We start from the raw sequence: 20,858 nt of genomic DNA on the forward strand, positions 1-20,858 counted from the left end.
TATGCTGTACTTACCAACTCCAACCTCACTCGCTAGGCCGATTTCAACAAGGGAGACCAGAATCCGATTAACGGTACTTCTGCTCTCGGAAAGCTCTGCAGCGAGCTCTCGCACCCCCCATGGCTCACCGCCCGCTCTCCTGACAAGTGCGTCCACTACCTCTATCAGCCTGGTATGGCTGGAAGCAGGGGTAGTGGGCGTAGAGGCGGTAATAGAGCGTTCTGATTGAGCCATCATTAGATAAATCGAGGTTCGGGGGCCCCATTCTGGGGTCAAAAGCTGCCCAACCGCAAATCACACCAAGCTGTTGACAACCGTCTCGCGGTTCTAGAATCTAAACAAAACAAAAGCAGGACAATGTCCCATTTTTTGAATGAGACCGACGTCCGACAACCCGAGGTGCCCATGAACAACAATAACGTTATGGCCGAGCCTGTTGTGCAGACCGTTGAAGAGACGGAGCAGACACGGAAGGCCAAGAAAGCAACCAGGGCCGCTGTATTCGGCACGTTTGTTGAGTATTACGACTTCAGCGTCTACGGGTATGTCGCTGCAACACTCGCAATGGTTTTCTTCCCGTCAGACGACGCGACGACAGGCTTGCTGAACACTTTCCTTGTGTTCGGATCTGCATTTTTGGTCAGACCGCTTGGCGCCATCGCTTTCGGGTGGCTCGGTGACAAGGTAGGCAGACGCTTCAGCCTGATCGCCAGCATCACTCTGATGGGCGCTGCGGCTACCCTCATTGGCTTACTGCCCGGCTATGCTCAGATAGGCGTCTGGGCGCCAATACTCCTAGTCGTGCTGCGTATGCTGCAGGGCTTTTCCGCTGGTGGTGAAATCGGTGGTGCTGCGAGCTACATTCGGGAGTGGGCGCCACCTAAACGCCGCGCTCTGTACATTTCCTTCCTCCCCTCCATTGCTCAATTCGGTAAAGGCTTGGCGGCTGCAATTGCAGGTCTTGCTGCAGCGACACTTACAGATCCAGAAATGCTTTCCTGGGGCTGGCGTATCCCGTTCCTACTGGCTCTGCCGCTCGGCATCATCGGCCTTTACATGCGACTGAGCATTGAAGATAGCCCCGAGTTCGCGTCCAAGAAAAACGATACTGAAGTCAAGCAAGGCCAACCTTTCGCTGAGCTGATCCGCGACTATCGCAAGCCTCTAGTCAAAGTGATCATGATCGCGATGGTGCAGAACATCGGCACCTACATCGGTACCGTATTCATCGCAGCCTACTTCAGCTCGATTCTGGGGTACTCGAAGGGCCAGGCATCAACCATCGTATTGGTCGCCGTGATCCTCGCCGCATTTTTGATTCCTCTCGCTGGTCAGCTCGGTTCCTATCGCGGCGGCAAGTCCATCCTGCGCTACGCCTATGTGGCCTACGCCGTAGTGTCGATACCGTCCTTCATGCTGATGCAGCAAGGCTCGGTGAATCTGGCAATGGCTGGGCTGGCACTCGGCATGATTCCGTATGCACTCTGCCAAGCGGGCACTTATTCAGTGATGCCGGAGTTCTTCCCAATGCATATCCGCCACACCGGCGTCGCCTTCGGCCACAGCGTCGGCGCGGTTATCGGCGGAGGTTCAGGCCCATTCCTGGCGACCTGGCTGATCGGAGCCACCGGCAATCAGTCCACCCCCGCATTCATCTTGTGCGCTTCAGGGCTTCTGGGACTGATCGTCATCTCGACCGTTCGTAAAAATGCGCCGGTGGCTGGCGATGACGCCAACACCCACCAATTCTCCTAAGGTAATGATCATGCCTTCCATTTATGTGACAAGCCCGATCCATCCAGATGTACTTAAGGCTCTTTCCTCAGTTGGTGAGGTTCGACTCGGCTATGGCCCGGATGCGGTGTCTTATGCAGAGATCCAACAACAAGTAGATGCCGTATTTTTGCGCGGAGGCCATATCTCTGCAGAGATGATCGCCGCCTCCCCGAAGCTGCGGATCGTCGCCCGACACGGCGCGGGATACGACAACGTTGACTACAAAGCTGCAGCCGAGTTGGGTGTCTGGGTAACCAATACGCCTGGCGCAAATAGAAGAAGTGTTGTGGAGCATGTATTTGCTCTGCTGCTGGGCATTAGCCGCAAGATTCAACTGGCAACGGATCAGACCCGTAACAACATTTGGGCGGCAGATCGACTTTCCCTAACAGGTATCGAACTCGAGGGGCGCACCTTGGGCCTGATCGGCTTCGGCGACATTGGACGGCATGTTGCGCCAGTGGCTGAAGCTTTCGGCATGAAGGTGCTGGCGACTGACCCTGCTTATGACTCGAGCTTCGATAAACGCTTGGTAGATCTCGATACCTTGTTGGCTCAGGCCGACGTGGTGAGCCTCCACGTGCCTCTGCAGCCAGGCACTGAGAACCTCATTGGCGGGGCTGAAATCGAGAAGATGAAAACTGGCGCCATCTTGATCAACACCAGCCGAGGAGGAGTGATTGATGAAGGTGCGGTTGCTGACGCACTACGTAGCGGCAAGCTGGGTGGCGCAGGTGTCGACGTGCTGGCTGCAGAAAACACGGACATGATCACCCCGTTCAGCTGCAACACGTTTCCTGTTTCCGACCTTCCCAACCTGCTCGTCACGCCTCACGTTGCTGGGCAAACCAATGAGTCACTGCTGCGCGTTGGAATGAGCGCAGTAGAGGCGATTACCGCAGTCTTGCGCGGCGAAGCCCCCCTGCACCCAGTCAACAAACCTGTCTCCAAGTCGTTCAACTAATAGCGCTTTAAACGGATTCACGCCGAGGTCACCATGTTTATCAATGTATCTGATGAAAGCATCACCGTGAGCGAAGATTGGGAACGCGCGTCACTTAAAGAAATTAAAGAGATATCGCATTACCCGGTCGCGCTAATTGGCGATGTTTTGCAGCGCATGGGAATGATGGCTTCCGCTATCCACCATGTTGCAGGTAAGGCTTCGTTCTACGGAACGGTACTGCCCATCCTCACTTGGGAAGGTGACAACCTCGCCATCCACAGGGCTCTGGATGATGCCAAGCCAGGTGATGTTCTCGTGATCAATGGCAATGGTGAAACCAACCGTGCTGTTTTTGGTGATCTGCTGGGTGAGGTCTGTCTCGCCCGCGAAGTCGCAGCTGTGGTCATCGACGGAGCAGTTCGAGATGTGGAGGAGCTGAGCGTCATGGGTCTGCCGACCTATGCGCGCGCTGTGAATCCAGCCGGCCCATCCAAGTACGGCCCTGGACAGGTCGGTGCGCCTGTCGCGTGCGGCAATGTTGTTTGCAATCCGGGCGACGCAATTTTGGGGGACAAAGACGGAATCATCGTTATCAGTCGCCACTTGGTTCCATCGCTCGCCGAGAAACTCAAGATCCAAGATGGGATCGAGAACAGCTTTAGAGAGAAAGTCCGGGCGAGCATTCGCTGAGCGTCGGCGGCTATTAATAGGGAGGGTTACTCAGCCTCCCTTGGGTAACGCTAAAACATTCAAACTGACCGTCACGAGCGTATGCATTTCAAGGCGGGTCAAAGTAGCCGCATGCCGGTTGGAGTTTTATCATGATCGCACGGTTGCTACCGTCCAAAAATCAAAGCGTGAACTACGACGATTTTCTGAAGCAGCTCGCTAAAGCGGGCTTCCGAGGAGAAATCGCCTATAGCTATGGCCAGCGGACGGTACTTGCAACTGACAACTCGATTTATCAGCGCCTACCTCAAGCAGCCGTATTCCCCGTAGATGCTCAGGACGTAGCGATTCTGGCGACGCTTGCGGCTGATCCCGCGCATAGATCTGTTGTACTCACACCACGAGGTGGCGGCACCGGCACCAATGGCCAGTCGTTGACCGATGGCATCGTCGTCGACCTGTCACGTCACATGAACACCATTCTTGAAATCAATGCTGAAGAGCGGTGGGTGCGCGTTCAAAGTGGCGTGGTGAAAGATCAATTGAATGCTGCGCTTAAACCTCACGGACTTTTCTTCGCGCCGGAATTGTCCACGTCCAACCGAGCAACGATTGGCGGCATGATTAACACCGATGCCAGCGGCCAGGGCAGCTGCACCTATGGCAAAACCCGCGACCACGTTCTGGAGCTTTCCACGGTTTTGCTTGGAGGTGAGTTACTCCACAGCGGGGTAGTAGAGCAAGGTGTACTGGAGCAAGAAACTGCGCGCCCGGATCGGATCGGTGAGGTTTACCGGTGTGCGGTCGACATCGCGGATAATCAGGCAGATCTAATTGAGCATACCTTTCCTAAACTCAACCGCTGCCTCACCGGCTATGACCTAGCGCATCTTCGCGAGCAAGGTAACCGGTTCAACCTCAACAGCGTGCTGTGCGGCTCCGAAGGCTCGTTGGGTTTCATTGTCGAAGCCAAACTCAACGTCTTGCCGATCCCAAAGTATTCCATCCTGGTCAACGTACGTTATGCCGGCTTCATGGATGCGTTGCGTGATGCGAAAGCATTAATGCTGCACAAACCTTTGTCGATTGAGACCGTCGACTCCAAAGTTTTAATGCTGGCGATGAAGGACATCGTCTGGCATGGCGTTGCTGAATACTTCCCCGAAGATCCAAGCACACCTACCTTGGGCATCAACCTCATAGAGTTCAGCGGCAACGATGAAGCCGCTGTCCAGCAGAGCGTTCATGACTTTGTCTTGCACCTGCAGCGCGATACCTCCGTGGTGCGCCTGGGCCATACGCTTGCCATTGGTGCCGATGCGCTGAAGCGCGTCTACGCCATGCGCAAACGGGCTGTCGGGCTGCTGGGCAACGTCAAGGGTGAAGCCAGGCCACAGCCATTCGTAGAGGACACCGCTGTACCTCCAGAAAATCTTGCGGATTTCATCCAGGAGTTCCGTGCGCTGCTGGACAGCTATGAATTGCAATACGGCATGTTTGGCCATGTCGACGCTGGCGTACTGCATGTGCGCCCGATTCTCGACATGAAAGATCCAACCCACGCTGCTCTGATCCGCCCCATTTCCGACGCTGTCGCCGCCTTGACTCAAAAGCATGGCGGCTTGTTGTGGGGCGAGCACGGGAAGGGTTTAAGATCCCAATATGTGCCCGACTACTTCGGCGACCTTTACCCGGCACTGCAGGAGTTGAAAGCGGCTTTTGATCCGCACAATCAACTCAACCCAGGAAAAATCGCGACCCCCAGGACGGTGCCTGAGGCTCGGCTAACTCGGGTAGATGGCGTCGAGTTACGAGGCGAGTTAGACCGGACAATTGACGAGCGTGTATGGCGAAGCTATGACACCGCTCTACATTGCAACGGGAACGGCGCGTGCTACAACTTTGATCCAGACGATGCCATGTGCCCGTCGTGGAAAGGCACCCGCAATAGGATTCACTCCCCCAAAGGCCGCGCTTCGCTGATTCGTGAGTGGCTGAGACTGCAGGGCCAGCAAGACGTTGATGTAGTGGCGGCCAGTGATCACCTACGATCAACCAGCAATGTCACCAGCATCGCCAAACGTGCCATTAACACAGTCGCCCAAAAAATGGGGCAGCAAGACTTCTCCCACGAAGTCTATGAGGCAATGTCTGGGTGCCTGGCGTGCAAATCCTGCGCAGGGCAGTGTCCGGTGAAGGTCAACGTGCCCGAGTTCCGCTCCCGGTTTCTGGAGCTATACCACAGCCGATATCTGCGCCCGCTGAAGGACTACCTGATCAGTTCGCTGGAATACACGATTCCCTACATCGCTCGTGTCCCACGCCTGTACAACTTTGTCATGGGGGTTCGCCCGGTACGCTTCATCCTTGAGCATGTGGCCGGTATGGTCGATAGCCCATTGCTCAGCATGACGGACTTTGACGCTGTATGCCGTCGTTGGGGTGTTGAGATTGCGACACCTGAGCTCCTCTCGACATTGGCTGATCAGCAGCGTGCTCGCAGCGTAATCCTCGTCCAGGATGCATTTACCCGTTACTTCGAAACACCAGTGCTTTCGGACTGGATCGAACTGATCTCAAGGCTTGGCTACCAGGTTTACATCGCCCCCTTTGCGCCCAACGGAAAACCGCTTCAGGTACAAGGATTCATCAAGGCTTTTGAAAAGGCCGCACGTTTCAACGGCGAAGCTTTGCACCAGCTTCAGGAGTACGAAATACCGCTCGTGGGCCTCGATCCCGCGATGACATTGGTGTATCGCCAGGAGTATGCGAAGACGCTTGGCAGTCACAAGGCTCCTACCGTACTACTGCCGCAGGAGTGGCTCGCCAATACGCTTCCACAGTCGCAGATTGTGAAAGATGCCGATCCCTATCACTTCCTTCCCCACTGTACTGAAAAAACAAATGAGCCAAGCAGTATCGGCCTTTGGCAGCAAGTCTACGAGCGAATGGGTCTGAAGCTGAGCGTTCAAGCTAGCGGTTGCTGCGGCATGTCTGGCACGTATGGTCATGAAACGAAAAATGCTGGCACTTCTGTTGTGATCTACAAACAGTCCTGGGCTCCGCTTGTGAAAAAATTTAATGCAACTGGCCGATTATTGGCCGACGGATATTCTTGCCGAAGCCAGGTGAAACGACAGGAGGGGGTAACCGTCTTACATCCGCTGCAGGCGCTACTCGCTGTCGTCAGGAATATCGCTGCCTGAACTCCGAGTGATCATTAAACCTTTGCGCCGGATTGGGTGAATGGCTCGGCGGTGTGCTCACTGCCGCTCGCTTTCCGTCCCGGCTTCATTTCGCGAAAAAACATTCGCCGATACTCAGAAGGTGATGTGCCTAGATGAACGCCGAATTGTTGCCTCAACGACAAGGGCGTTCCAAAACCCGCCTCGCCAGCAACACACTCGATAGGTAAGTCAGTCGTTTCCAACAGCTCTTGGGCTCTAACTACGCGTTCTGCATTCAACCACTTTGAGACGGTACTGCCCGTGGCTTCCTTGAACCGCCGAGTAAATGTGCGCCTGCTCATTTTCGCCATGTCCGCCAGGACGTCGAGCGACAGATCACTGGCCAAGTTCATCCGAGCCCACACCAGCACATCAGACAAATGCGTCTCACTGGAAAGTTGCGGTACAGGATGTTCAACGTATTGAGCTTGCCCACCTTGCCGATGAGGCGGCGTCACCAGCATCTTCGCTGTGCGATTCGCAACGTCAGCACCAAGCCGCTCGCGTACCAAATGAAGGCAGCAATCGATTGCCGCCACGGTTCCCGCAGAGGTCATGATATTTCCAGCGCTGACGTAGAGCACCTCGGGCTTGAAACGAACCTCAGGGAAACGTTGCGCGAACTCTTCTCGTGCTGCCCAGTGAGTGGTTGCTTCTTTCCCATTAAGCAGCCCGGCATCTCCAAGCACAAACGCTCCTAAGCATAGCCCTACTATTAGCTTGCCTTGGCAGTTCGCGGCCAGTAGCGCTTTCACGAGTTGTGCAGATGCGGTGATCAGTTGATCCCCCCAGGCAGGAACGACGATTACATCTGAAGCCTCCATCAGCTCCAAGCCATGAATAACCGCTAAGTCGATTCCTTGATCACAAGTCACCATTCCCGGCATCTCCGCGCAGTAGCTAACCTCGTATTGAGGTTCACCAGGTGCAGAATGTGCCGTACCCAACACCATTCCAGGCACGGAAAGATGGAACAGACTTACGCCATTAAAAGCCAGAACAGCAACACGTATGGATTGCATCAGATAGCCTCGGATTGACGGTTGACCGTTTCATAGGAGCGCTTTTGCAGAGTGGACGCTTGCTCTAGACCTCTCTCATACCTACGCTGGTCGACTGGCCCGATTATATCGAAATATGTCATTCAGGCCACTATTGCGATGTAGAGCACTCGGGAAGAATGATGTTCTCGATGTACTACCAGGATCTATCCCATGAATTTCAAAACGCTCCCTCTTGCCCTCAGCCTCACTTGCGCAACAGCCAGCACATGGGCATTCGCGGATACAGATGTCCCGTCCACACCGATCACGGCCCACAAAGTGGACTTGCAGCAAATTCGTAATGCAACGGTGAAAATCACCTATGGCGACACAACGTTCCTGATCGATCCAATGCTCGCGAAAAAGGGAGCCTACCCTGGATTTGAAAATACCTACCGAAGCAACCTCCGTAACCCAATGGTCGATCTCACTGAACCACCTTCCGAGGTAATCGCTGGCGTAGACGCCGTCATCCTCACCCACACACATCTTGACCACTGGGACGATGCCGCGCAGAAAGCGCTACCTAAAGACATTCCGCTGTTCACTCAAGATGAGGACGACGCGAAATTGGTTCGCTCCCAAGGCTTCAAGAATGTGCGCGTACTGACTAACGAAGCTGAGTTTGGCGGAGTCAAAATCACTAAGGCAGGTGGTCAGCACGGCACCGATGAGATGTATGCCGTGCCTCCCCTCGCGAAACTTCTGGGCGAGGCAATGGGCGTTGTGTTTCAAGCCCCTGGCTACAAAACTCTTTACCTTGCCGGTGACACTATCTGGCGTAAAGAAGTAGATCAGACCATTCAGAAGTATCATCCCGAAGTCATCGTACTCAATACCGGGAAGGCGAAGGTGAATGGGTTCGATAGCGCAATCATCATGGGTGAGGACGATGTCCTACACGCATCCCAAGCCGCAAAAAACGCGAAGATAGTCGCCGTGCATATGAATGCAATCAACCATACGTCCCTGACACGTGAAGCGTTGCGCACCTACGTTAAGAAGGAAGGTATCGAGAGTCGCGTAGATATTCCGGAAGACGGCGCTTCGCTAGAGTTCTGACTTAAACCTTCCTGGGTCGGGGTATAGACAGGTTCTTTACTCCCCGATCTCAGCCGTATGCAGGAGGTCTGGGTCATAGGTGCAATGAGCCACATGTGCATTGAAGCCGTAGTACGCGCTGCAGCGGACATGGGGTATCTCGTGACCGTGCTACATGATGCTGCGCTACCTTGGATCTGACATTTCACGGCGTGACTGTCCCTGCTGCCCAAGCACATGCAACCGTGATGGCCGCATTTGAATTCGGCTATGCAACCGTTAAATCGGTAGACGAATATGTGTCAGCGTAAACGCCTAATTTTTGAGTGAGGGCGCCCTAATTGCCCCACTCTAGGCCAGCTCCATTTCCGGTGCGTTTAGAGGAACGCCAACAACACGAATTGGGTTGTGAGGTAAACCATGAGAGTCCGGCTTTACAAAGCCCGGTTCTCATGGCGGAGGACTCAATAAGACCTACTCTCTCCCCAGGACATACTAGGGAAAACAGCTGCCCCTAGGTCACAAATTGGTTGGCGAGCGCCTGCTGCTTGATGGCCAACGAATTAATCGATCTGCTGACTTGCTGGGACTCCTGCGCCTGCGCTGAAAGCGACTCGGTGACATCCCGAATTGTCACTACGTTTTGGCTAACCTCCTCCGCTACCCTGCTCTGTTCCTCAACCGCTGCAGCAATCTGGAAATTCATTTCGCTAATGATTCCCACAGACTCTTTGATTCGGTCAAATGCCTCTGAAGCTTGGCTGACATGCTTTACAGCGACGCCGGCCTGAGCAGAACCCTTTTTCATGGCGCTAACAGTCTCAAGGGTATTTCTCTGCAACTGCTGAATAACGTCACGAATTTCCTCGATGGAATCACTGGTGTTGCTCGCAAGATTGCGTACTTCGTCAGCCACTACTGCGAAACCACGCCCTGCCTCTCCCGCCCTAGCAGCCTCGATTGCAGCATTGAGCGCGAGAAGGTTGGTTTGCTCAGCAACTGCCTGAATCACCTCGAGGACGTTACCGATGCGCTCGCTACTGCCGGTTAGACCCTCAATCTTGGACATTGCCATCGAAAGATCCTTGGCCAAACCTTCAATCGTTTCAGAAGTCGATCTAATAACCCGCAGGCCATCCTGAGTTGCAATACTAGCCACGCCCGTAGCGTCCGCCGCTCTAGTTGCGCTACATGCCACTTCCTGAGCTGATGAGCTCATTTCATTGGAGGCTGTCGCCGCCTGGTCTATTTCTCGGTATTGTTGCTGCATTTCCGTGTTGATTTTACTGGAGATGATTGCAGATCGATCAGCATTACTGTGCGCTTCTAAGACCAGACGCTTAAGCTCAGACATCATAGGCTGTAACTTATCGAGAAAAGCGTTAAACCACATCACCAACAATCCCAACTCATCGTTGCGGGGATATTGCAATCGCTTCGTAAGATCACCCCCACTACCCGCGACCTCTCTTAGCATTTCAGAAATACGGTGAATTGGAACTGTTATCCTTCGAGCGATTACACTAACCATGATCAGCCCAAAGACTAAAGCAGCCAAGCCATATACTGACGACCATGCAGCATCAACAAAATTACGCTCATCCAACTTTACTTTAAGAGCATTGGCTGGCTGCATCACAACATCACTAGGAATGTCTAGTACAACTCCCCAATAAGAAGATCCTGGAATTGGTTGAACGGGAACAGCCACCCTTTGATTGTTGTTTATGACCCCGAGAGACGTCAATCCACTTTTAACTGAACTCTCCAGATTAAGCGCATCACCAACACCCGCTTGAACTAATTGTAAGCCTAGTTTTTCAGCATCTCCGCTATGGCCAGCTAAGAGACCGGTAGGGCTGAAAATGCTTACCTGTCCTGCACCACCAAACAGTTTTTTGCTACTTTCCTGTACTAGCTGTTGCACTGACTCCAAACTGATATCCATTCCCACCACTCCCAGTACCTTTCCATCCTCTATGAGGGGAAAGGATAGGGTCGTGATTAGCGTCTTCCGGCCAGATGACTCGTCAAAATAAGGAGATAGCAAACAAGGTTTGCCAGTTGACTTCGGACAGGTATACCATTTATTAAAAGGGGTACCATCAAGCATAATCGTTGTGTCAGATATCAGAGCCTCAGCCGTTGGTTGCAATACAAGACGCCCATCCTGCTGCGCAGCGTAGATAGAAAAGCGACCAGTCTCATTACTACCTAACTCTTTACGACCGATAAAATCATTATCATGTCCATCGAGCGAATTAGGCTCAAACACGATATAAAGGCTCAGCAACTCAGAATGTCGAACCAGACTATCTGCCACCAGCTTTGTAAGCTCTCGCCTAGCAGTAAGTGCCTCTAAATCACCGCCAAGTACCATCCTGCGAAATTGAACTGCATTCTCTGCTAGATCAAGTCCAACGTGATAACCAGCTTGAAAATATTTTTGCACTGAGCTGCTTTGCAGCGCGCCTTCAGCCAGTAGCGTTGTATTAGCAGAATCTTTGAGAAGCGTCTGAGCCTCAGCACTGACCAAGCTTGTATTTTTATTAGTTCTATATATAGATATCGCGACTAACAAAATCACTACCAAGCCGAGACAAGCACCCACCATTACAAGCATGCGAAATTTAATTGTATCCCTGAGCAAGATCATCACACATCCTCGAAATTAGTACGGAGACCACATCAAGAGATGCAAAGTCGATCCGTGCTGACCGCATCCATTATTTTTCACTTAGCAAAAACGAAAAGACCTCATGGTCAGGAGAAACGAGAGTTTACCCCAACGAATCATGAAGTCCCCAACGCTTTAAGTTTGCCAAAGTATTATTCATTCACTCAGATCTACGACCGACCCACAATAATGGGCCCTGAGTGACTTGAAAAACCTTAAGGCTTGGCTTAACTACTCAATAGCCTCGTACGGAAGCCCTACGTAATTTTCTGCAATCGTCCGACGCCCTGCCTCACAGCGGACAAAGTAGTCGAGCTCTGCCTGCTGTATGCGCTGTCCAAAATCATCAGTACCAGGAAAGCGATGCAATATTGAGGTCATCCACCAGGAGAAGCGCTCGGCCTTCCAGATTCGACGCAGGCAAATTTCAGAATAGCGTTCAAGTAGATCCGTACGCCCCTCTTGGTAAACCTTAACGAGAATGCGGCTCAGGGTGCTCACATCACTGGCCGCGAGGTTAAGGCCTTTCGCGCCAGTTGGAGGTACAATGTGGGCCGCATCACCCAATAGAAAAAGACTCCCGTACTGCATAGGCTCGACAACGAAACTGCGAAGTGGGGCAATACTTTTTTCAATGGACGGCCCCGTTATAAGTTTGTCGGCTGCTTCTTTGGGGAGTCTCTTTTTCAGTTCCTGCCAAAATCGCTCGTCTGACCAATCCTCGACCTTTTCTTCGGTAGACACCTGAATGTAATAGCGGGTGCGTGTAGGCGAACGCATACTGCATAAAGCGAAACCACGCTCATGGTTGGCATAGATGAGTTCTTCACTCACAGGAGGTGTATCCGCCAATACCCCCAACCAACCGAATGGGTAGACACGCTCGAACTCCTTGAGAACCCCGTCCGGAATTGTCTTGCGCGACACACCATGGAACCCATCACAACCTGCGATGTAGTCACAGTCCAAGCGAACTGTCACTCCATCATGATCAAAGGTAATGTAAGGAGCGTGGGATTTCATATCGTGCGGCTGTACATTCGCAGCGCTATAATAGCTAATACCTCCGCAGGAGCTTCTGGCCTCCATTAGATCACGAGTGACTTCGGTCTGACCGTAAACCATTACCGTTTTACCGTCGGTCAAACCTTTCAAGTCGATATGTTCACAACGCCCATCGAACGCCAAGTCGAATCCGTCATGAACTAGGCCTTCGCGATCCATTCGCTCAGCAACACCCGCCTGTCGCAGCAAATCTACAGTCCCTTGCTCAAGCACGCCGGCACGGATACGCCCCAATACATAATCAGGACTCTGTCGCTCGATGATTATGTTGTCAATGCCAGCTTTTAGCAGCAGTTGACCAAGCAGCAGGCCAGAAGGGCCAGCGCCGATAATTGCAACTTTAGTTCTCATTGTTCTTGTCCTAAACGAGGTAATGAACAGCACATTCGCAATTCATCTTTATTTCTTACTGGATTAATGCTTTATGTCGCCCGCACCTGAAGCACAGTATCCGATCCCTTAACTGGACTTTCACCCATAAAAAATCCAATTTTAGAAGGAGGTTCCCACGATGAGCTGGAGATATGTATTTGTATCATCGCCGCCTAACTGAAGACCGCCCTGATTGGCACTTTTTTCCGGTTTGTAGAATCCAACCAACGGACTGATGAAAACGTGCTCATTTACCGCCAACTCGGCATATAGGTCGAACTCTCGTCCACCGAGGTTACCAAGGCTTCGATCAATTGGATCAAAGTCGAAGTACAACGCACCTAACGTGAGGTTTTCACGCGGGGTGACCTTTAATCCAACATGCTGAACACGAGTATTGCTATTAAAAGGCCCTGCATAATTGGATGCCACTTCACCTTGAAACCATGTTCCATAGCCACGACTCAGGCCATAGAATAGTGGGTCAAACGACTCAGAGAAGCTGCTATAGCGATAGGTGGCAGTTGGAGACCATGGCACATCGGCAAACGTCCAGCTCCCCTCAAGATACCAAGCATTCTCTCGACCACTGTCTCGATCTTGAGTGGCATACTCGAATGCAAGGTTGAGATTCTTGACTCCTAAAGAGCCTGCTCCCCGAAGGCTGACAGTTTTCATGCCGTCTCGCTCTAATTGAAAAGGAGTGGCAAAGCGCTCATCGACATCTAGTCCTTTGATGTATGTTAGCCCTAATGTTCCTTCATCTGCCACGTGCTCTAAAGTGGCCACAGCTAATTCAGTGTCCGCTTGTGCTCGGTTATCCGAGCCTAGCCACATGAGATCCCCTCGCCACCCTTTTTCCCCTCCGACTTGAAGCACAGCTGTTTTATCAAATGCTTTACGGGCAGCTAAATAATAAGCTCCACCCCGGTCATAGTTCTCACCAAGATCGACATCACCAAGGTTTAGGGCATCGCCTTTGATTAGAAATCCATCTCCAACAATAACTTCTTGGCGTCCGGCGGAAAATTCGATGCCATTTTCTCCTAAAGTAGGAAAAAGGCTTCCTGAGCGCCAACCTAGGTAAGCATCTTCGACCGCAGTCCGTCGCTCGGTGCCCTCCGTAAAACCTGCCGCATCCCCATCACCCCACGTACCTGAACTTAAGAGGCTAAAGGCGCCATATACACTTGATTGATTTACAAGTTCGCTGCTTCCATTCAGCCCATACTTGATAAATCCCTCTCGCCAATTTGAAGAGCCTGAATCCTGCGTTCCAGTTGTCGCATAACTTTCGTCGCTGTGCATCGCGGCAAATACTGCCTCGACTTTGGAGTTAAGTACATTACCGCCCTGACTGTATAGCTCATAAGCACGGGACTCTAGGGGCAAGGCTAAAGCACCTACCGCTAATGCCATCGAAGTATATCCAAATTTTTTACTTTCATACTTAAACGGCATAACGCACCCTTATATTTATTATATTATCAAATTAATTTGGCAGAGTTTTCGTTACAACTGAAACCCAAAGTTCTAAAGCAAGCTCCGATGATTTCCTGGGCGGACGAATCACACTCAGCCAGCCCAAAAAATGTGGCGTCAGGCGGACTGATTTTTTGAGCCTTTAGGTGTTTTTGGCAATGGCGTTTTGCTGATTGAATGATCGCGACTTCAGATCAAAGCTCGTGGACGCAAAATGGCAAACGGGCAACCAAGGGCTATGCATACCTACCCATGATTACGGACAAGCGTCAGTTCAATCACCGTCTAAGATCGAACGATCAGCGTTTGCGGATTGCCAGTCTGAGCCACTGAGCGAAAAATCAGGCTACCAATAACAATTCAAATCCCGTCTTGCTGTAAGGGGAGGCCTGTATGCAAATTGAGCCGACACAACCAGGGCTTAAGCCCAAATCCTTAGGTGTCTCCGACATCGTCTTTTTTGTAATTGCAGCTGCGGCCCCGCTCGGCGCCACCCTTGGTGCAGGCCCTGTGGTTTTCGCAATGGGAGGTGCAGGTGCTCCAGGCATCTATCTGATCGCCTCGCTCGTCCTGCTGCTTTTTGCCATTGGATTCGCAGCGATGAGTCGTCATGTGATCAGTGCTGGTGGCTTCGCCGAGCTAGTGACTCACGGATTAGGACGCGCAGCAGGCAACGCAGCTGGCGGAATCGCGTTACTTGCCTATATCGCGATGTTGACTGGCATCTACGGTCAATTCGCTGCGTTCGGAGCAGACCTTGCTCTGTCGATGGCGGGATTGCAGGTGGACTGGCGCGTCGTAGCTCTTCTCATCATCGGACTGGTCGGTATTTTCGGATACATGGACGTTAAAGTGTCAGCCAAGGTGTTAGGCGTGCTGATGATTTTCGAGATCCTGATCCTGCTTGTCTTTGACATCGCGGTCATCGCCCAAACGGACGCCAAGAATTTCTCTTGGAATGGCTTCCTGCCCTCCCAGATATTCACACCTGGTCTTGGGGTGGCATTGATGTTCGCGTTTTGTTGCTTTGTAGGATTCGAGTCAACAACCCTATATGGGGAAGAGGCGAAGAATCCTAGCCGCACAGTTCCCCTTGCTACATATGTTGCCATTGCCATTATCGGGATCTTTTACACGCTTACCACTTGGTGCCTCGGCCTGGCATATGCGAATAGCGATGTTCAAAGCCTCGCCGCCAATGACATGATCAATTTCGTGTTCAATGCCAACACACAATACGTCGGCCCCCTTTCTACCGAAATCATGAAAATCCTGGTAGTCACGAGCGTCTTTGCCGTGTTGCTCTCCTTTCACAATGCCCTGAGCCGCTATCTTTTCGCACTGGCTCGCAGCCACTTCGTACCTCAGCAGCTCAGCCGAGTACATCCAAAACACGCTAGCCCTCACGTTGCAAGCATTGCGCTCTCGATCACAACCGTCGTCGCCGTTGGTGTCTTCATGGTCACCAATGCCGACCCGATAATGCACCTCTACATGTGGATGGTTGGACTTGGCACCCTTGCTGTACTCGCCTTGCAGACGTTGGGTGCAGCCGCTGTCGTGGGATTCACTCTCAAAACTCAGAAATGCAGTAAATGGCAAGGCGTGATCGCTCCCACCCTTGGTGGATGTGGATTGGCAACCGCCGTTGTTCTCGCCGTGGCAAATTTTGGCGAACTCACTGGTGCTAAGGAAGGTATCGCAACGCTGCTTCCGTGGTTGGTTGTAATAGCGGCCTTGCTGGGAGTTATTAATGGAGTCCGAGCCAAAGGGAAATTTCCTGTGACACCGGCGGTTTCCTGAAGCGACCACCTCCCACTAGCAAAATTGAATCAATATCGATGGGTGGTTCTTAAATTGTGGGGCCACCCCAGGAAGGCCAGCGACCCAGAATCCAAAGCTACGGTCGTCAAAAAATCGGAGAATAACGTGAACAATAATCATCCTTACAGCGACCTGAATTTGCAGTTGATTGGGGGAGTTTGGCGCGAAGGCCGGACGGGGCGTTCCATGACTGTTAGCGACCCGTTCACCCAGCAAACGCTGCTTGAGATTGCCTTGGCTAACAAGGACGACTTGAACGAAGCCTATGCTAAAGCCAAAGCAGCACAACCCGGTTGGGCGGCAATGGGCCCGTCTACGCGAGCGGGAGTGCTCCTACGAGCTGCTCAGATTTTTGATGAGCGCCATGACGAATTGGTTGAATGGATCATTTCTGAATCAGGGAGCACGCGGATAAAAGCTGAGATCGAATGGGCGTCAGCTAAAGCTATCACTCTGGAGGCTGCTTCATTTCCAAGCAGGGTTCATGGCCGCATCGTGGAATCCGATGTGCCCAATAAAGAAAGCCGCGTTTATCGGCGCCCACTTGGCGTCGTGGGGGTAATCAGTCCCTGGAACTTCCCTTTCCATCTTACCCAGCGATCTCTGGCACCGGCGTTGGCTCTGGGCAACGCTGTAGTTGTGAAACCTGCCAGTGACACTCCGGTCACCGGAGGCCTACTGCTTGCGCGCATCTTCGAAGAAGCAGGACTGCCAGAAGGAGTTCTCAGCGTGGTAGTGGGAGCGGGATCAGAGATTGGCGATGACTTCGTTCTCCATCCTGCACCAAGCTTTATTTCCTTCACAGGATCAACCCCGATTGGCCAAAACATCGCCCGCCAAGCTGGTAGTGGCGATTATTTGAAACATGTGGCGTTGGAATTGGGCGGTAACAACCCTTTTGTAGTGCTAGCTGATGCGGATCTCAAGCAAGCAGTTCACGCGGCTGTTGTAGGCAAATTTCTGCATCAAGGCCAAATCTGTATGGCCATCAATAGAATCATTGTGGAGGAGCCGATTTACGACTCATTTGTTTCCCTGTTCATTCAGCGCGTCAGTAACCTCGTAATCGGTGATCCTAAGAATCCGGCGACCTCCGTTGGGCCAGTGATCAACCGCAAACAGTTTGCCGGATTAGCTCACAAGGTCGAACAGGCCAAAGCGGAAGGCGCAACATTGGCTTACGCTGGCGAATCTGAAGGACTCGTATTTGCGCCGCACGTCTTCACTGAAGTGACATCCGACATGGAATTAGCCTACGAAGAAGTTTTCGGGCCTATCGCCGGGATAATGCGTGCACGCGATGCCGATCACGCATTGGAACTGGCTAACGCTACCCGTTTTGGGCTTTCCGCTGCGGTCTTTTCGGGTGACATCGAACGCGGGGTGCAATTTGCTCGAGACATCCATTCCGGTATGGCCCATGTGAACGACATGCCGGTTGCAGATGCACCTAACGTCCCCTTTGGCGGGGAGAAAAACTCAGGCCTGGGCAGATTCAATGGCGACTGGGCAATTGATGAGTTCACAACTACTCAATGGGTGTCTGTTCAGCGGCAACCCCGCCACTATCCCTTCTGAGTAAGCCCCCCCAGTTGAAGAATAGACTGGAGGGGTAGGTGCATACACTCCTGGGGCTCGCAAGCGATTAAGCCACTTCGCAGCGACGAGCCTCAGGAATGCAAGAAAGAGAACTTTCAAGAGTCTCTGCCACACAGCGTCGAAGCGATCTAACTGATGGCGACCTGTTCCCAGCAAGTGTTGCCAACGCCAATGAGCTACGTGGAGCGTCAGCTAGAGGTACGTAGCGCACGCCAGGGTGGCTAAATAAGCGTGTGGCTGTGAGTGGGAACGTATCAAACGCGCCACCATAGGCCACAGCAGCCAAGCTCTCAGGAATCGACTGTACATAAGCTCCAATCCGGCAGGCCTCATGCCGCTCCGACCCCAAACTCCAATAAGCAGCCCATTCTATGGGAGCCCCCTCACCCGCTACCGCGAATGGTTGCTCGATCAGGTCTGAAATAGTAAGGATCGAGGCATTTGCCATTTCATGATTGGCCGGTACGGCAGCGACTCTCGGCTCATCAAACATCACATCGAGCTCAAGACGCGGATCGCAAATCGGTAGCCTAACGAGCGCAGCATCTACTTTGCCAGAGATGAGCGCTTGCACCTGATTTGTCATGGACAGCTCAGTAAACACCAACCGGATACCAGGATTGCTCTGCTGAAAGAGTGTGAAAATAAGGTGGGTGAGTTCACCCGCAGCATCACCAAAAAAGCCTAACTTCAGGACACCGCGACTGTTTTCAGCTAGGGCACGGCATTCCAGGATCGTATTGTTCATGCTCCCTAGAAGCGTGCGAGCCTGATCTATGAAAGCCTGACCTGCCTCAGTCAATGAAACACGATGACTGGTACGTTCAAATAATCTGAAGCCCAGCTCGCTCTCAAGCTTAGCAATTTGCGCGCTCAAGCCAGATTGGGCAATGTTCTCGATCTCGGCTGCCTTACCAAAATGGAGGGTCTCAGCAAGCCTGGTTGCCAAGAGAAGCTGTCTAGTGTCCATTGAGGGGTACCTGCTACTCACGGAACGTATGGAAAAGCTATCCGTAGCAAAATTCATGCAAATCACTGCATTCGCGTAATAGCAGCGACGCACTCTCCGACCTGCGGATCCCGGGCCACTTTACTAAATGAATAATGCGCCCAAATGAGGCAATTCGTTAGGATTTTTCTTACACGGCCATCTCGAAGTTGCTTGAATAACCCTTCAACGCTCATCGCAGCGCTCACGGCGCCGTCCAGCTCATGATCCAGGAACTGGATCCGGGGTGAGCCTACAAAAAATGCCCTCGCATTGTGCGCATATGGGCAGCTAAGAAGCACACAGTAACAAAACGTATTTGAGCGGTAACACACGGCGAGTTGCGCAATGCCTTGTCCTCTGCCGGAGCGCCATATTTTAATTCATGGCCATATTCCGTTTGAGTCTAAAAATGGAGTCAATGGAGGGTTATCTGTGGCAACTCAATATTTCCGATTTTGGTAGTTTTTTGCCGATAAGCAGCAATCACAAAACCTGATCAAGCAATCTATAAATCACCATTGCCCACATACTAATTGTCAAAATACTATGACCTTAGCTTTCGTCAAGTGCACAGGAGCCGAAGCTGTATTTATGAGGAGAACCAAAGCCTCATGACCTTCAATTCTGGTGTCGAAGTCCAAAGCCGTAATGTGCATAAACTATTGGCAAAGTCTGAGAGCCATTCAAAAAACAACCATAATTTAAGTAAATTTGGAAATAGCCATGAAGCTTAATTACCAGCAATCGCTAAAAAATTTCTCTGAAGCCTTTTCTCTTTCCAAGGAAGAAACCTCGAAAGGAAAGGAATACATTCCAGGAGGTTTTAGCAGGCGCACATTTGGCTATGGCCCACATGCGATTTTCGTCGATAAAGGCGAAGCTCAATACCTTCATACCATCGAAGGTAAAAAACTTCTCGACCTAAATAACAATTTCGCTACCAATGTACTAGGTCATAATCACCCAGCGATTATAAAAGCAATTCAGGAAACGCTACCCAATGGTTTTTCATTCGGGAATCCTACCAACCACGAACTTGATCTGGCCAAGCTAATTTGTGAGCGCATCGACTCTGTTGAACAGGTAAAGTTTTTTTGCTCTGCAAGCGAGGCATGTTTAAGTGCGGTGCGTATCGCCAGAGGCTATACAGCCCGTAAAAAGATTGCAAAATTTGAGGGCGGGTATCACGGCTTTTCTGATGACTTGGCGATTTCCGCCCACCCTAACCCGAACAATTTCCCTGGCCCGGATACTAATCCGAAAGCACTTCCAGATTCCGACGGCATTCCTGCCTATAAGAGCGATAACGTCATTGTTCTGACCCAAAATGATTTTGAGTCCTGCGAGAAGATCCTTCGTGGCAATGCGGACGAAATTGCATGTTTGATCATGGAACTGCAAACTTGCGCTGGCGGAATTGTTGAGCTGGATAAAAACTTCGTACAAAAGCTCCGAGCTCTTACTAAAGAGCTGGGCATCCTGCTAATCGCTGATGAGACCATTACACTCCGTGCGAACTTCAAAGGTCTGCAAAGTGAGTATCAAATCAAGCCAGATTTGACCGTCCTTGGGAAAATGATCGGTGGCGGCCTGCCAATTGGCGCAGTGGGCGGCAGCAAAGAGGTTTTCCGGGTAATCGAGGAAAATCAGGTCATGATCTCAGGCACCCATCATGGCCACCCATTGGCATGCGCAGCGGGCATTGCCTGCCTTAAAGCCATGGATGAAAAGGCTTATGCACGACTCAACGAAATGGCAGCGAAGATCAAATCCGAGCTGAATACTTGGGCCAAAGAATCCAAATACCCATTTACCGTTTTCGGATCCTTCTCGGTATTCGCTTATGCATTCACTAAAGAGCTCGGTCAGACCATTAACACGCATCGTGACTACTGGCATAAGATCGACGAAGACAGCATGGGTATCTATGCATTGGAAATGGCGACTCGCGGCTACTACCCTGTCCACCGTGGCCAGGTAGGTCTCACACTTCCGATGACTGACGAAGACGTCGACGGCTACATTGAAACCACAAAGGACATTATCCGTCATATCTACGCCTAACATTAACGGCTTGCGTATCCTTCCTAGATACGCAAGCCGAGATGTTATTAGAATTCAAAAAGCAAATTTCTACCCTCTACAA

Annotated in this window: 13 protein-coding genes and 2 pseudogenes; 9 read left to right on the forward strand and 6 right to left on the reverse strand. The window is 51.8% G+C overall.

Features of this window, described 5'->3' with window-relative positions; genetic code table 11:
- Nucleotides 1-39: 39 nt before the first annotated feature.
- Nucleotides 40-237, reverse strand: a pseudogene (locus QYH43_RS26925) (helix-turn-helix domain-containing protein); the annotation flags it as partial.
- Nucleotides 238-405: 168 nt separating this feature from the next.
- On the opposite strand from QYH43_RS26925, the gene QYH43_RS20145 reads away from it, so the two are divergent.
- From QYH43_RS20145 to QYH43_RS20160, 4 genes are all read left to right on the forward strand, one after another.
- The gene (locus QYH43_RS20145) at nt 406-1,755 is read left to right on the forward strand and encodes an MFS transporter (RefSeq protein WP_301157929.1); all 1,350 of its coding nucleotides are present in this window, start codon (nt 406-408) and stop codon (nt 1,753-1,755) included.
- Nucleotides 1,756-1,765: 10 nt separating this feature from the next.
- Entirely contained in the window at nt 1,766-2,740 is a 975-nt protein-coding gene (locus tag QYH43_RS20150) for a hydroxyacid dehydrogenase (protein WP_301157930.1), read from the forward strand.
- 33 nt (nt 2,741-2,773) lie between these two features.
- A complete protein-coding gene (locus QYH43_RS20155) occupies nt 2,774-3,412 on the forward strand; it encodes an RraA family protein (RefSeq protein ID WP_301157931.1) in 639 nt (212 codons plus the stop codon).
- Between the two features lie 131 nt (nt 3,413-3,543).
- On the forward strand, nt 3,544-6,597 hold the full coding sequence (locus tag QYH43_RS20160) for an FAD-binding and (Fe-S)-binding domain-containing protein (protein WP_301157932.1): 3,054 nt from the start codon (nt 3,544-3,546) through the stop codon (nt 6,595-6,597).
- A gap of 14 nt (nt 6,598-6,611) precedes the next feature.
- Here QYH43_RS20160 and QYH43_RS20165 read toward each other — a convergent pair whose 3' ends face one another.
- Nucleotides 6,612-7,640 (reverse strand): GlxA family transcriptional regulator, encoded by a 1,029-nt coding sequence (locus tag QYH43_RS20165; RefSeq protein WP_154861870.1) that lies wholly within the window; start codon nt 7,638-7,640, stop codon nt 6,612-6,614.
- Nucleotides 7,641-7,832: 192 nt separating this feature from the next.
- Between QYH43_RS20165 and QYH43_RS20170 the strand changes: the two genes are divergently transcribed.
- Together QYH43_RS20170 and QYH43_RS20175 are read left to right on the forward strand one after the other, a co-directional pair.
- Nucleotides 7,833-8,723, forward strand: a complete 891-nt coding sequence (locus QYH43_RS20170; RefSeq protein ID WP_301157933.1) for an MBL fold metallo-hydrolase — start codon at nt 7,833-7,835, stop codon at nt 8,721-8,723.
- Nucleotides 8,724-8,780: 57 nt separating this feature from the next.
- Nucleotides 8,781-9,013 (forward strand): annotated as a pseudogene (locus tag QYH43_RS20175) (isochorismatase family protein); the annotation flags it as partial.
- Between the two features lie 203 nt (nt 9,014-9,216).
- Here QYH43_RS20175 and QYH43_RS20180 read toward each other — a convergent pair.
- From QYH43_RS20180 to QYH43_RS20190, 3 genes are all read right to left on the reverse strand, one after another.
- Nucleotides 9,217-11,358: a methyl-accepting chemotaxis protein gene (locus QYH43_RS20180; protein WP_301157934.1), complete on the reverse strand. Its 2,142-nt coding sequence runs from the start codon at nt 11,356-11,358 to the stop codon at nt 9,217-9,219.
- Between the two features lie 252 nt (nt 11,359-11,610).
- Nucleotides 11,611-12,795: a 4-hydroxybenzoate 3-monooxygenase gene (pobA, locus tag QYH43_RS20185; protein ID WP_154861873.1), complete on the reverse strand. Its 1,185-nt coding sequence runs from the start codon at nt 12,793-12,795 to the stop codon at nt 11,611-11,613.
- 141 nt (nt 12,796-12,936) lie between these two features.
- Complete coding sequence (locus QYH43_RS20190; protein WP_154861900.1) at nt 12,937-14,235, reverse strand: hypothetical protein; 1,299 nt, start codon at nt 14,233-14,235, stop codon at nt 12,937-12,939.
- Between the two features lie 456 nt (nt 14,236-14,691).
- On the opposite strand from QYH43_RS20190, the gene QYH43_RS20195 reads away from it, so the two are divergent.
- Nucleotides 14,692-16,101, forward strand: a complete 1,410-nt coding sequence (locus tag QYH43_RS20195; RefSeq protein WP_154861874.1) for an APC family permease — start codon at nt 14,692-14,694, stop codon at nt 16,099-16,101.
- Nucleotides 16,102-16,227: 126 nt separating this feature from the next.
- Nucleotides 16,228-17,700 (forward strand): aldehyde dehydrogenase family protein, encoded by a 1,473-nt coding sequence (locus tag QYH43_RS20200; protein WP_301157935.1) that lies wholly within the window; start codon nt 16,228-16,230, stop codon nt 17,698-17,700.
- 67 nt (nt 17,701-17,767) lie between these two features.
- Here the strand turns inward: QYH43_RS20200 and QYH43_RS20205 are convergent, their stop codons facing one another.
- Nucleotides 17,768-18,691, reverse strand: coding sequence for a LysR family transcriptional regulator (locus QYH43_RS20205; protein ID WP_150757570.1), 924 nt, complete (start codon nt 18,689-18,691; stop codon nt 17,768-17,770).
- 744 nt (nt 18,692-19,435) lie between these two features.
- Here QYH43_RS20205 and QYH43_RS20210 point away from each other — a divergent pair.
- A complete protein-coding gene (locus QYH43_RS20210) occupies nt 19,436-20,776 on the forward strand; it encodes an aminotransferase class III-fold pyridoxal phosphate-dependent enzyme (RefSeq protein WP_301157936.1) in 1,341 nt (446 codons plus the stop codon).
- The last annotated feature ends 82 nt before the right edge of the window (nt 20,777-20,858 follow it).

The organism is Pseudomonas sp. C32, assembly GCF_030417915.1.
GTDB lineage: Bacteria > Pseudomonadota > Gammaproteobacteria > Pseudomonadales > Pseudomonadaceae > Aquipseudomonas.